Raw genomic sequence first — 13,699 nt, 5'->3', positions numbered from 1 at the left:
AGATCGCCCATGAAGATCATTCTGACCGTCAACGCCGCATGGAATGCCCTGAATTTCCGCCGCCCGGTGATCGAAGCCTTGCTGGCCCAAGGGGCGCGCGTCACCGTTCTTGCACCGGTTGACGACAGCGTCTCGGCGCTCAGGTCTGTCGGGTGCGAAGTGATTGACCTGCAAATGGATGTTCAAGGCTTGTCCCCGTGGCAAGACGCGCGACTGGTGAAATCGTTTCAAGACCATTTTGCCCGTATCCAACCGGATGTGGTGCTTGGCTACACCGTCAAAAACAACATTTTCGGAGCGGTCGCAGCAGGGCGGCTCGCCATCCCGTTCTTGCCGAATGTTTCCGGTCTTGGCACCGCTTTCCTGTCGGGCGGTGGGCTGCAATTGATCGTCGAAACACTCTATAAATGGGCCTTTCGGCGGTTGCCGATCGTGTTCTTTCAGAACCAGGACGACTGCGCCTTGTTTCAGGCACGCGGCCTGACCACCTCCGCACAGGCGCGAATTCTGCCGGGATCGGGCATTGACCTGAGGGCGTTTCAAGCCACCCCATTTGCCCAGAATGACACAGCGACGTTCCTGATGGTGTCACGGTTGCTGCGTGACAAGGGCGTCATGGAGTATGTCGAGGCTGCGCGCAGACTGCGCGCCCGCCGCACCGATGTGCGCTTTCAAATCCTTGGCCCCGTCGATGCCGCCAACCGATCCGCATTGGGCGCGGATGACGTGGCGCGATGGCAGAGCGAAGGAATTATCGAACATCTGGGCAGCGCAAAGGATGTCCGCCCCTATATCGCGCAGGCCGACTGCGTGGTTTTACCGTCCTATCGGGAAGGCGCACCGCGCACGCTGTTAGAGGCCGCGGCAATGGCCCGGCCCGTCATCGCAACCGATGTGCCGGGTTGTCGGCACGTGGTGGATCACGGGCGATCTGGCCTGCTTTGTGCACCGCGCGACGCCAGCGCCCTCACAGCAACGATGGCGCAGTATTTGGACCTGCCGCAGCCGCAGCGCGCCGCAATGGGGGTGGCAGGACGGCGCAAGATGGAACAGGAGTATGATGAAAAGCTCGTGGTTGCGGCCTATCTGTCCGCGATCTCGGACCTAACCGGCAGGCCATCGCGGCCTGCCGCAAAGGCATTACGCGCATGAAGCTGCTGCGCCGCCCCATAGCGTCCACGGATCAGTTTCCGGTGCAGACCCTTGCCCCGGAGGTTCCGTTCTGCGTCGTTGGTGATGTGCATGGGCGTGCCGATCTGCTGGAACGCATCGAGGATCATATCGTCCGCCATTACCCCGGCGTGATCACGGTCTTCGTCGGGGATTACATAGATCGCGGCGAAGACAGCGCGCGGACGTTGAATTTGCTGGCGTCCGGGTCGGACAGCGGCTCTCAGCCAGTGGTCTGCCTGCGCGGCAATCACGAAGAAATGCTGCTGTCCTTTCTTGACGATCCGGTCGGGTCCGGTCGCCACTGGCTACAGCACGGTGGATTGCAAACTCTTGCAAGCTTCGGCGTCAGCTGGGTCGCGCCGACCAGCCCGGACGACGCCCTGTGTTTCACGCGTGACACGCTGGCAAGATGCATGGGGGCAGATCTGATCGACTGGCTGCGCGCGCGCCCTGCCCTGTGGCAAACCGGAAACGTCGCCGTCGCACATGCAGGGGCTGACCCGTCCAGACCCTTTGCGGCACAATCAGAGGCCAACCTGATCTGGGGGCACCCATCCTTTAGGCGCAGTCCACGAAAGGATGGAATTTGGGTCGCCCACGGTCATATCGCACATGAAACCGCCCATCACCGCGCCGGGCGAATTGCCGTTGACACGGGGGCCTTTGCCACAGGCTTGCTCAGCGGTGCCTTCATTGCGCCCGGCCATATCGAATTCTTTTCAACAAATGTCACTCAACCTTAGGTTTTTTGTTAGGAAACTGTTTCAATTTTGATATGTATCTGCAATGCGCTCTGACCGAAAAAGATTTCCCGAAATAGCACTTGCCTGCGCGGTGCTGACCACCGCGCCGGAGGGCGTGTTTGCGCAGGTTCAAACCGGCTTTGGTGGCTACAACAGCTACGGCTATCCGGGCCTGATCGACATGCCGTCAGCGCTGAACCGTCCCGATGCAGAACTTGCCCTGACCAGCAGCTATTTTCGCAACCAGACGCGCAACACATTGACCTTCCAAATCTCGCCGCGCCTATCTGGAAGCTTTCGGTATTCATCGCTGCACAATATCCGTCCTTACCCTTCTTCTCAGGTCGTGGACTACCGATTTGATCGGAGCTTTTCACTTCACTACCAGATCCGTGATGAAGCCCGCGTCTGGCCTGCTCTTGCGATTGGTCTGAATGACTTTCTGGGGACGGGAATGTATGCCTCGGAATACGTCGTCGCGACCAAGACAGTCAGCCCGCGGTTGCGGGTCACGGGCGGGTTAGGGTGGGGCCGATTGGCCGGCGTCGGCAGCTTTCGCAACCCGTTGTCCCATCTGTCTGACACATTCGATACGCGTCCCGGGCGTGCAAGTGGCGACCAAGGCGGCAATGTCAGCACCAACGCCTGGTTTCGCGGCCCTGCAGCCTTTTTCGGGGGCGTTGAATGGCAGGCCAGCGACAAGCTTAGCTTTGCCGCCGAATACTCATCCGACGCCTACCCCAATGAAGATGGCACCGCGTTTGCGCGCCGCTCCCCTTTCAATTTCGGCGCCACCTATCGCGTCAGCCAAAACCTTAGCCTTGATCTAAGGCATCTTTACGGGTCTGAATTCGGGGTCGGACTGACGCTGGCGCTAAATCCGCGACGGCCTCAATCCGGGGCAGGCACAGGTCCCGCACCAACCCCGGTCACGCCCCGCTCAGCCGCGACGGCCGAAGCCTTGGGTTGGACGATTGAAAAGACCGGGGCCGACACGTTGCGCCACCGCGTGCACGCCGGGCTGGCGGACGAAGGGCTGCGCTTGCATGCGCTTTCGCTTACTGCACGCACCATCCGGGTCGAGTTTGAAAACCCCACATATCCAAATCACGCACAGGCAATCGGGCGCGCAGCGCGGCGCTTGACCGGGCTATTGCCCCATGCGGTCGAAACGGTGACCTTGGTGCCCATAACATCGGGTCTGACGGGCGCCGCCGTTACCCTGAAGCGCGCCGATATCGAGGCGCTTGAGCATGATGTGGACGGCAGCCTCAAAAGCTGGCAGCGCGCGCAGATTGCACCTGCCACCCGCCTGACTGCGACCCACGCAAACCAAGACCCGCAGTTTCATTGGGGCCTGAAACCCTATCTGTCCACCAGCCTGTTTGACCCCGAAGACCCCTTGCGCGCCGATATCGGAGCCGAGCTTTTTGCGCGCTTCGAACCTACACCCGGTTTGGTGCTGGCCGGGGTCTTGCGCAAACCGGTTCTGGGCAACCTTGACAGCTCAACGCGTCCGTCCACGTCGGTGCTGCCGCATGTTCGATCAGACTTCAACATCTATGAACGCGAGGGCGACCCGGCTCTGACCGAACTGACACTTGCTTATTTTTTCCAGCCCTCGCGCTCGGTCTATGGTCGGGTCACGGGGGGATATCTTGAACCGATGTTTGCCGGCATTTCGGCCGAGGTTTTGTGGAAACCCATCGACAGCCGCATCGCGCTTGGGGCCGAGCTGAACCACGTCTTTCAGCGTGACTTTGATCAGGACTTTGGCCTGCGCGACTATGGCGTGACCACGGGTCATGCCTCGGCGTATTGGGACATGGGCAACGGCTTTCATGCACAGCTTGACGCGGGCCGCTATCTTGCCGGGGATTGGGGGGCGACCCTGACCCTTGATCGTGAATTCCACAATGGCTGGAAAGTCGGAGGCTTTGCCACCTTCACCAATGTCAGTGCAACCGACTTCGGCGAGGGGTCGTTCGACAAGGGGCTGCGGTTCACGATCCCCTTGGCTTGGGTGTCGGGCAAACCCCGGCAGGACAGCTATCAAACCGTGATCCGCCCCGTCACGCGCGACGGCGGCGCGCGGTTGGACGTGCCAGAGCGCCTGTATGAAACCGTGCGTGGCACCCACTTGGCCGGCTTGGAATTCGGCTGGGGGAGGTTCTGGAAATGATCCGCTGGCTGACTTTGTCCTTGTTGCTTTTGCCCGGATGCCTAGGGCAGTCCAAACCATCCAGCATGGCTGCGGCGCGGGCGCATATCGGCACTATGTCGCCTGCACAACAAAAGGCTGGTTTGATCCTTGTCTCAACCTCGAAGGGCGGGCAGGTGGCGACGCTTAGGCCGATTGGGTTGAACCGCGGTGTGCGCACTTGGCTAAGCCCGGATCAGGTGTCGCTGTCGTATCATGGTGGCGTTCTGGTCGCCACACGCGGCCTTGGCGGTGATCTGATGGCGGCCGATTTCGTGGCCCCGTGGCAGGCGAAGACCAACCCCTATCAGCGACGCGCAAGCTTTCTGAACGCAGAGAACCAGATTGAAACCATCACACTGACTTGCCGCGCCACGACGCAGGCGCTGCGCGAAATCCGTGGTCGATTGGCCACGCGCACAGATGAACGCTGCGGCACGTCAAGTGACCCGATCCTGAACAGCTTCTGGCGGCTTGCAGACGGCACCGTATGGATCACCCGCCAATGGGTCAGCGACCCAAGCGGGTATCTGACAACTGAACTCATCTCATCGCCCCCCGGGGCAGTGGCACCATAGGAGTTGACCATGCACAATCGAGGATTGATCAAGGCGCTGTTGCTGGGCACAAGCCTGACGCTGTCGGGCTGCGGTGTAACCTATCTTAGCCCCTCGGTTCAGACCGAAGCAGCGGGTCTGGATGTGCAGGTGGTTGGCTTGACGGCCAACACCATAAAGCAGGCCAATCAAGCACCCTATTCACCGCGCGAGTTACCCGCGGCGTTTCATTCTGTCGCTGCCGGATCCGGTTTGCGCGGGGCCGGGGCGCTGCCTGACATGCCGGATGGCCCGACACAATCGCGCGCGGCAATTCCCACCAACCTACCCGCTGCGTCGCAGCCGCACCGCTATCGGATCGGGGTCGGCGATGTCGTTTTGCTGGCAACCAAAGGAACCGCCAAAACCATCGAAGGCCTGAGCGGGCTTTTGTCGGCGCAGAACCAACGACAGGGCTACACCGTGCGCGATGACGGCGCGATCTCGATCCCGGACATCGGACAGGTCGAAATCGCAGGCCTGACACTGGCAGACGCCGAGGCCGCGCTGTTTCAAGCACTTGTTGCGACCAATGTTGACCCCGCCTTCAGCCTTGAGATAGCCGAGTTCAACTCGCAGCACGTCGCCGTCGGTGGGGCGGTTGGCCGCGCGGGGCTTGTGCCTGTCAAGCTGAACCCGCTTGAGCTGGGTGATGCACTGGCACAAGCAGGCGGGATTGCGGCGCAAGACGCAGACCTGACGGCGATCCGCCTTTACCGCGACGGCACGCTGTATCAGATGCCGGTGTCCGCGTTTCGCACAAACCCGGAAATGCGTCACCTGAAGCTGATGCCCGGCGACGCTATTTTCGTGGACAAGAGCTTTGATCTGGATCGCGCCATGGCCTTCTATCGCCAGCAAATCGAGGCGATCGGGCTGAAGCGGGGCGCCCGCTTGCAGGCGCTGACGGAACTGGACACCGAAATCAGCATCCAGCGCGCCGCGCTTGAAGAACGCCGCGAGACCTTCAGTGCCCGTCGCGATCTGGATGCTGAACCCCGCGACCACGTCTATTTGACGGGCGAGGTGACACGCCAAGGCAGGGTAGCCCTGCCCTATGGGCGGCAAGCCAGCCTGGCCGATGTTCTGTATGATGCCGGCGGATTTGATACGACCACGGGCAACCCGGCACAGATCTACGTGCTGCGCGCCGGGGCGGGCAAAGATGGCGATCTGGGACAGGTGACCGCCTGGCACCTGAACGCAGAGAACGTGATCAACATCACGCTGGCCACCCGGCTGGAAATGCGGCCCAACGACATCATCTTCATCGAAGAACAACCGATCACAAAGTGGTCGCGTGCCTTCCAGCAAGCCTTCCCGATTTTGGTGAACAAAGGGGTGAATGGATACAGCGGCGGGGGCGTTTAACGAGCCCCGTAGTAGCTGTCCCCAAAGGTCGAATAGGCACCGTGCCGCCCAGCATAGCCATAGCGCGCCATGCCACGCGGATCGATCCGCGACAACACCAGCCCCGTGATCGGGATATTCACGGTCTCGAATTGGCGAAGCCCTTCGGCGACTTGGCTCCGTTTGGTTTTGTCCCACGCGACCGTATAGACCACCGCATCTGCGTGGCGTGCGATCACCCGCGCGTCTGGCACCACCAAGACAGGTGGGCTGTCGATCACGATGACATCATAAGAGGCGCGCGCCTGCGCCATCAGCTCAGCAAACCGCTGCGACGCAAACACGTCCGCTGCGTTCAACCGCGACACCTCGCCCAGCAAAACATCCGCATAAAGCGAGGGGTCATGAATGACCGCCTCGGCAAGGGTGCAATTGCCTGAAAGCGCTGAAATGATCCCCCGCGACCGATCGGCATGAATATAGTGCATCAGTGTCCGGCGCCGAATATCCCCTTCGATCAGCAGCACCCGTTTGTTAAGCCCCGCCAGATTGTGCACAAGCGCGATGGATTGCGTGGTCTTGCCTTCACCCGGCACCGATGACGCCGACAGGATCACCTGCGGCGGCGCGTCAACATTCGACATCAGAAGCGATGTGCGCAGGTTGCGGATCGCCTCGGTCGCAGCCGCCGTGGGCTGGCTGGACAGAAATGACAGCAGATCCCCACGTGCCGAAATCGGGATGAGGGGAATTTGCCCTAGCACCGGCGTTCCCGTCGCGGCCTCAAGCTCATCAGCAGTACGGTAGCCCGCATGAAGGAATTGCCGCGACAAAACCATACCACCGCCCACCGTAAGACCCGCAAGCAACGACAAGACCAGGATCAGGGTCTTTTTCGGCGCGACGTGGGTTCCCAGAACCGCTTGCGACAGGATGCGGCTGTCTGCTTGCTGCAGGCCACGTTGCACGCTTGCCTCTTTCAGACGCGTCAGGAAGGTTTCATACAAGACCTTCGTCGCCTGCGCCTCGCGTTCCAGCTGTTGAAGCTCTGCCAGATCCGCCGCCTGCCGCCCCACGGCGTCTTCAAGCTCTGCGACCGAACGGCCGAGTGCTGATTTCTGAAGTTCAAGCCGCTCCAAGGTGGCGCGTGCACGGGTTTCGATAAGGGCGACCTGCGCCGTCAACCGCGCTTCGTTTGCCTCAGCAGCGCCTTCGACCAGCAGCGCGGTCAGAGCGGAATCGCCGAACAGATCGGCGATTGCAGCAAAGTCACCTGTCTTTTGATGCGTCGACAAAGCCTCCAACTGGGTCTGTGCCGCTTGGGTTCTTTGCACAAGAGAAAGCAGACGGTTTCGCGAGTCTTTCAACTGGACGCTTTTGGCCTCCAAGGCGACCACGGAGGCAAGATCAGTGCGCGCGCGCAAGGCAGAAACCGCGTTCTCACGCTCCCGCAACTCTACTTCAAGCGCGCTCACGCGTTCTGACAGCCAAAGCACGGCATCCTCGACGGCGGCGAATTTTGTATGCACCTGTTCGTCGATATAGAGACGCGCAAGTGTGTTTGCCATTTCGGCGGCCTTGGCGCGATCCTGCGATGTCACGGTAATCGCAAACAAATAGGTATTGCGTTGAATTTGGGCCGTAATTGCCTCCTGAACATTCCGAACGACCTGATCGCGGACTGCGGAAGATGCTCCACTGTCCGGCGCGTCTGCTCCCAGTGACAACGTATTTCGCAGCCAGGTCTTCGCGCTCGATGTGGATACGGCAGACGAGGCGCTGATCTCTGGGTTGAATTCAGGGTCGTTCACCAGCCCAAGCGTATCGACCAGCTGCTCGACCAATCCGCGCGACCGGATGACGTGCAGCTCTGTGTTCAGGCTTGAAAGCTCGGTCGACAAGTTTGACATTACAGCGTTCAGATCGACGACAGGTTGGTTTCGTTCCTGCAAAACCAATGTCGTGGTCGCCGCATATTCCGGTTGCGCCACACGAAAACCATATACGCCACCGACCAATGCAAACAGGACACCAAACGCAATGATCGCCAATCGACCACGCCACAAAGCCTGAATGACTTGGATCAGATCAAGGTCGGACTTGCCGTCACGAGGCTCCATGCTGACAGGTGTGTGCAAGCCGGACAGACCGCGAGGAGTATTCATGCAATAGAGCCTTTTTCTTTTTTGTTATGAGGGAAGCACGGGGCGCAAATAGGTCTATTGTCCTGCACGACCGACCACTGTGATCACGGTGCGCCAGAAAATCCATGCCTCGAAAAAAATGGATCGGTTGGAGATATAGAAAAGATCCGCCTGCACCTTGCGCATTGTCGCCTCGATGCCCTCGGCATAGCCAACTTCGGTTTGGGCATATCCGCTGATACCCGGCAACACCTTGTGACGGTCCCGATAGCCGGGAACATCCTGCACAAAGACCACCGCGTGATCGAAACAGTCTGGTCGCGGACCGATCAAACTCATTTCACCACGCAGAACGTTCAGAATCTGGGGAAGTTCATCAAGACGGCATTGGCGCAGAAACGCACCCAGCGGCGTAATCCGCTCTTCTTCAAGCGGATCATCCGCAGACCGGTGGACGGCTCCGGGGCGCATGGTGCGAAACTTAAGCGCTTGGAAAGGCGCACAATTCTTTCCCATCCTTCGCTGAACAAAGAACAAGGGGCCAGTGTTCATTGCAGGGTTCGCCAACAGCAAAATGACGACCAATGCAACGAGTATCGGAAGCAGCAGCAAAGAGAAGCAGATGTCGAACAAGCGCTTGCAGACTAGAAATGTCGCCGAAACGCTTGGGGAAGCGCGCAGGGCCGCATCTGGACGATGCGACATTTGCGGTGAGGTCGTGCCGAAATCGAACATGAGCTTTCCTCATGGTTGCAAATCTTGGGCCCCACCTCTTCTTAAAGTTGTTATCACGAGTTTTAGGTAAATCAAAGCTTTTCGATACCGCAATTGCTGATCGCCCCGCCCCGATTAACGGGACAGGGGCAGCGTTTACTCTTCGATCGGGATCGGACTGACTTTGAGCAATGGAATTGTCAGGCCAGCTTCAAGCCCCACAATGGCCAAAATCCGGTCAGCGCTCAGAGAGGGAAAGGCGCCGGGTGACAAGGGGCTCCATACCTCGAGAATTTTCTGAGCTCTGCCTGCGGCCTGCATATCCGCATCCTGTGCGTGGGCGGGTGGCGTCAATGGAGAGGTTGCGACAACGGCAAAATGTTCGGCCGCCAGAAGCGACGCAAGCGCAAAGCGACCACCCGTTCCATCCTCCCACAACGCTGCGGAAAATGTGTTTGCATCCGCGCGCGTGTTGCCAACGCAAAGCGCGAATTGGTTGGCATCCGCGATAAAGCGTTCCGGGCATGCAATCGTGATCCTGACGGTCATAGGCTTACTCCCATACGGCTGGCCATCCACTGTTCCAGCGCCACAATTGTCTGGGCGTCGGGTTGGATGCTTTCAGACGCCCAGACCTGCAATCCAAACAACCGAAACGCGCCCGGAATGCTGCCGGTCACCACGCCCAAACCAACGCGCAACGGTTGGTTCGCTATCTCTTGGCTTGTCAGGTTTTGCGCCTTGTCAATGATCGGTGCTCCGTCCAACCGTGCTGCGACGTGCCCGGCCGTGGCTTGCACCGAAATGACATGCTTGTCGTGCCCCCCCCAAACCGAAGGCGAGACCACATTGCTTGCCGAAACCCCATGCTGCGCCATGCGGCTGTAGTATTGCAGGCGATCAATGTTTGGGCGCACGCCGATGGACATACCGTTCGTGCTCGTCTTGCTAATCTCGGCAAGGTTCACCCGCGCGGTGCCGACTGTGGACAGCATTTGATATCCGACAACCATCGTCACTGGATTGCCAACCTTGAAGACCGGCAGCGTTGCCAACCCGTCGTCGATTCCGTCCGTTTCCAACCAATGAAATGTTCCGTCGGTCCGATAGGTCGGGCGCGCCGCGCTGACGGATTGTGAAAGGTCATTTTCATTGGCGGACAGATCACGCCACAAACCCAATGGCTGGCCGTCCGCCGTGACCGGGGTCGCTCCGGTTGAGTCTTGAAAGAGCGTTCCTGCATTCGCAGGATCAAACAGCGCAGACGGCGCGGTGGACAGCGGCGAAAATGGCGCCGGCCCCGCGCGCCGGGTGCGGCGCAGGGCAAGCGCTGGTATATCGTATCCCAACCCCATCATCAGACGAGCACAAAGGCGTGGATGCCGGTAGCTGTCGTGCCGGTCGCAAGGACACGACTGGCCCCGACGGGCAGGATCGCGTTGTCGCCGACATTCACGACGCGGCTGTTTCCGGCCACGGTCACGAACGCGACAGCCCCGCCGGTTTCCACATAAAGTGCAACAGCGACATCGCTTAGATCGGCGGCATCTGATGGTGTGACCGGTGCCATGTCGGTCGCAGGTCCGCGCAGGGAAAGAGAGCGGTTTTCAAAGGGGTTGGACATCATTTGCTCCTGACGTTTTCACATGTTGCAAACCGCGCAGCGCTGATTTGCCTGCGGTCATGGTTGGTCAGGGTTTTAAGGAAGGGGTATTGACGGGTGCTGATGCGCGCGCACGCCACACTAGCGTTTGTTAACACTCTTGCGCAGAACGCGAAGGCGCGCTCATATCTGCTTTAACTAACCTGCGTGGCCCGTTGCAAAAGCAGCCGCCGCCACAGACCATCAAGTGTCGGTTTGGTGTTCTTGGGATCGCGGTAGATTCTGACCTCAAGGTCAGTGGCCAAACGTTCATCAACTATGGCCAACCGTCCCTCTTCAAGCTCTTGCCGGCATAGGCTAAGCGGCAACCAACCGATGCCAAATCCCTCCAGAATCATGGCCTTCACGCTGTTGGCAAGCGCGTTCTGGTTCACCACCAGAACTTTCTGGGGTTTGATCAGTTGCTCCAGCACAAACCCTTGCACGGCGCGCAGCGCGGAAACTGCGCCATAAGACAACAGCGGCATCGCCTCCTTGCCACCACGCTTGAAAACGAACTCGGGGCTACCATCAGCGCGGGTGCGCGAGACTGGCACGAACCGATCCGCGGACAGGGTCAAGTGTTCGAAATTCGCAACCTCCAACGGCCCAAGGAACTCCATCGAGGGATGCCAATAGGTCAGGATCACATCACAATAGCACTGCTGAAGGGCGCTCACGAATTGGTCAGCGGCCCACGATGTCGAATTCAGATCCGTATCGATCCCGCTTTCACTGGCCAGGGGCGCGATCAGGGTCTTGTAATGCGTCATGTAAAGCGACTGCGAGGCCGCGAAACGAATGACATTTTCGCTGGCTGCATCAATGGTCTGGCAACGCTCGATCGTTTCCTCGTAAGTGCGCAGCATAATGCGCGCTTGCGAGGCGAAGACCTCGCCTGCCGGGGTCATCGTCAAAGGCAGCGTTTCGCGGTTGATCAGCCGAACGCCGATTTCGTTTTCCAGCGCGCGAATGCGCCGCGAAAACGCAGGCTGGCTGACATTGCGGTCTTCTGCCGCGCGCGAAAAATTCTTGCACGCGACCAATGCTTCAAAATCTCTTAGCCAAACGATGTCCAACGACGCGGGTCCATATCAGGTGCCGACTACCCGTCCTCAAGCCGCCCTTCTTCAACGGCATGACACGCCACGACGCTTCCGTCGGGCTGCTGAACGGTTTTCGGCTTTTCAGCACTACACCTGTTGTTCGCAAACGCACAGCGGCTTTGAAAGGGGCAACCTGGCGGCAAGTTGATCGGCGTCGGGATCTCGCCTTTCAGGCGGATATGGTTCGGCCGGTCATCCTTTAGCTGCGGCACCGCGGACAACAACGCCCGAGTATAGGGGTGTTTCGGGTTGGAAAACAATGTCGCAGTCTCTGCGACTTCACAGACCGACCCCAGATACAGAACCGCCACACGGGTTCCGAAATGCTCCACCACGCTCAGATCATGGGTGATGAACAGATAGGTCAGGCCACGGCTTTCCTTGGCTTCCAACATCAGGTTCAGAACCTGCGCCTGGATCGAAACGTCAAGCGCACTGATGGGTTCGTCCGCGATGACAAACTCGGGATCGACTGTCAGGGCACGCGCGACGGCGATCCTTTGTCGCTGGCCACCGGAAAACTCATGTGGGTATCTCTTGGCCCAACTGGGGTCGACGCCCACAGACATCATCACCTCGGTGACTTTGTCGCGCACCTCAGCCGCGGAATACGCGGGGTTATGGTGGCGCACCGGTTCTTCCAGCGCCTGCAAGATCGTCATGCGCGGGTTGAGAGAGGCATAGGGGTTCTGAAAGATCATCTGGATCTTGTTGCGCAACGGTTGCATTTCGGCACGCGACAAGTCGTCGATACGACGACCATCATAATGGATTTCGCCGCTTGTTGGGGTCAACAGACCCGCAACCAAACGTGCGACGGTCGATTTTCCGCAGCCGCTTTCACCCACGACGCATAGCGCCTCGCCCTTGTTGACATCCAAAGTGACATTGTTGACCGCGTGAACCGCGCGGGTCTCGCGCACAAGTCGCCCATTGCGAAACTTGATCGTTTCAAGCCAGCCCTGGTCCAGATCAAACTGCTTTTCCAGCGCGTTGATTTCGACCAAAGGCGACGGCGGCACATTCATATCTTTCATGCGCTTTGCTCCTGTCGGTCACCACCGGCCTGAAGGCGTGCCACTTCGTGGCAGGCAACTTCGACATCGCCATAGCGGGCGATTTCGGGAATATGCGTGCGACACAAATCGGTTGCAAACTCGCAACGCGGATTGAAGGGGCATCCCGGTGGAATATTGGTGAGTGACGGCATGTTGCCCGGAATTTGACGCAACTTGTGTCCCGGCAGGGTTTGTTGCGGCAGGGCATTGATCAGCCCTTGGGTATAAGGGTGTTGCGGATCGTTGATGATCTCACGTGTGCGACCCGCCTCGATGATGCGACCAGCATACATGACCAAGGTGCGCTCGGTCATCTGGCTGACGACACCAAGGTCGTGGGTGATCAGAATTAGCCCGACCTTGTTGGACTGACACAGCTCCAAGAGCAGCTCCATGATGTCGGCCTGAATGGTCACGTCCAGCGCGGTTGTTGGTTCGTCCGCGATGATCAACTGCGGGTCCAGCAGAAGCGCAATCGCGATGATGATCCGCTGGCGCATACCGCCGGAAAGCTCATGAGGGTATTGGTCCAGCCGCTCTTCCGGCGATGGGATATAGACCTCGCGCAGCTTGACGATAGAAATCTGGCGCGCCTCTTCGCGGCTAAGTTTGCGGTGGGCCAACAGGGTTTCGACCATCTGTTGGCCGATTGTCAAAACCGGGTTCAGCGTCACCATGGGATCCTGAAAGATCATCGACATCTTATCACCGCGCAGTTCGCGCAGGCGTTTGTCGCTCATCTTCACGACGTCTTCGCCGTCCAGCAAAATCTCGCCGCGGTCGACGTAACCGGGGCGGCTGATCAGGTTCATCAGCGAAAATCCGGTGATGGATTTGCCTGCACCACTTTCGCCGACAATGCCCAGACGCTCACCTTTCGCCACATCGAACGAAATACCGTTCAAAGCGGTCACGGTTTCGTCGCGCATAGCAAATTTCACGGTCAGGTCTCGGACGGAAAGCAAAGACATCG

At 59.2% G+C, this 13,699-nt stretch carries 13 protein-coding genes; 5 read left to right on the top strand and 8 right to left on the bottom strand.

Annotated elements, in window-relative coordinates; genetic code table 11:
• Window positions 1-9 precede the first annotated feature (9 nt).
• From ACXYMP_RS02480 to ACXYMP_RS02460, 5 genes are all read left to right on the top strand, one after another.
• The gene (locus ACXYMP_RS02480; RefSeq protein ID WP_458904123.1) at window positions 10-1,152 is read left to right on the top strand and encodes a glycosyltransferase family 4 protein; all 1,143 of its coding nucleotides are present in this window, start codon (window positions 10-12) and stop codon (window positions 1,150-1,152) included.
• Window positions 1,149-1,916 carry a metallophosphoesterase gene (locus tag ACXYMP_RS02475; RefSeq protein WP_298567161.1) on the top strand — a complete coding sequence of 256 codons (768 nt, stop codon included), beginning with the start codon at window positions 1,149-1,151 and terminating at the stop codon, window positions 1,914-1,916. The genes ACXYMP_RS02480 and ACXYMP_RS02475 overlap by 4 nt, the downstream gene beginning before the upstream one ends.
• 43 nt (window positions 1,917-1,959) lie before the next feature.
• Window positions 1,960-4,098: a YjbH domain-containing protein gene (locus ACXYMP_RS02470; RefSeq protein ID WP_458904120.1), complete on the top strand. Its 2,139-nt coding sequence runs from the start codon at window positions 1,960-1,962 to the stop codon at window positions 4,096-4,098.
• Between the two features lie 65 nt (window positions 4,099-4,163).
• Entirely contained in the window at window positions 4,164-4,694 is a 531-nt protein-coding gene (locus ACXYMP_RS02465; RefSeq protein WP_458904118.1) for a YjbF family lipoprotein, read from the top strand.
• A 9-nt stretch (window positions 4,695-4,703) separates the two neighbouring features.
• Entirely contained in the window at window positions 4,704-6,083 is a 1,380-nt protein-coding gene (locus ACXYMP_RS02460) for a polysaccharide biosynthesis/export family protein (protein ID WP_458904116.1), read from the top strand.
• On the opposite strand, the gene ACXYMP_RS02455 is transcribed toward ACXYMP_RS02460, so the two are convergent.
• The 8 genes from ACXYMP_RS02455 to ACXYMP_RS02420 form a co-directional block, all read right to left on the bottom strand.
• Window positions 6,080-8,227 (bottom strand): GumC family protein, encoded by a 2,148-nt coding sequence (locus ACXYMP_RS02455; protein ID WP_458904114.1) that lies wholly within the window; start codon window positions 8,225-8,227, stop codon window positions 6,080-6,082. The two genes, ACXYMP_RS02460 and ACXYMP_RS02455, sit on opposite strands and share 4 nt — an antisense overlap.
• Before the next feature lie 54 nt (window positions 8,228-8,281).
• A complete protein-coding gene (locus ACXYMP_RS02450; RefSeq protein WP_298567576.1) occupies window positions 8,282-8,911 on the bottom strand; it encodes a sugar transferase in 630 nt (209 codons plus the stop codon).
• Between the two features lie 165 nt (window positions 8,912-9,076).
• Window positions 9,077-9,469 (bottom strand): hypothetical protein, encoded by a 393-nt coding sequence (locus tag ACXYMP_RS02445; RefSeq protein ID WP_298567145.1) that lies wholly within the window; start codon window positions 9,467-9,469, stop codon window positions 9,077-9,079.
• Window positions 9,466-10,278, bottom strand: coding sequence for a hypothetical protein (locus ACXYMP_RS02440; RefSeq protein ID WP_458904112.1), 813 nt, complete (start codon window positions 10,276-10,278; stop codon window positions 9,466-9,468). The genes ACXYMP_RS02445 and ACXYMP_RS02440 overlap by 4 nt, the downstream gene beginning before the upstream one ends.
• The gene (locus ACXYMP_RS02435) at window positions 10,278-10,544 is read right to left on the bottom strand and encodes a spike base protein, RCAP_Rcc01079 family (RefSeq protein WP_298567139.1); all 267 of its coding nucleotides are present in this window, start codon (window positions 10,542-10,544) and stop codon (window positions 10,278-10,280) included. The genes ACXYMP_RS02440 and ACXYMP_RS02435 overlap by 1 nt, the downstream gene beginning before the upstream one ends.
• A 173-nt stretch (window positions 10,545-10,717) precedes the next feature.
• A complete protein-coding gene (locus ACXYMP_RS02430; RefSeq protein ID WP_458904109.1) occupies window positions 10,718-11,641 on the bottom strand; it encodes a LysR family transcriptional regulator in 924 nt (307 codons plus the stop codon).
• Between the two features lie 26 nt (window positions 11,642-11,667).
• Window positions 11,668-12,705: an ABC transporter ATP-binding protein gene (locus tag ACXYMP_RS02425; protein WP_298567134.1), complete on the bottom strand. Its 1,038-nt coding sequence runs from the start codon at window positions 12,703-12,705 to the stop codon at window positions 11,668-11,670.
• Complete coding sequence (locus ACXYMP_RS02420; protein WP_298567132.1) at window positions 12,702-13,697, bottom strand: ABC transporter ATP-binding protein; 996 nt, start codon at window positions 13,695-13,697, stop codon at window positions 12,702-12,704. Before ACXYMP_RS02420 ends, ACXYMP_RS02425 begins: the two co-directional genes overlap by 4 nt.
• Window positions 13,698-13,699 lie beyond the last annotated feature (2 nt).

The organism is Aliiroseovarius sp. CAU 1755, assembly GCF_054482655.1.
Note: the sequence above shows the minus strand (reverse complement) of the source record. Positions and strands in the feature narration are given on the sequence as shown.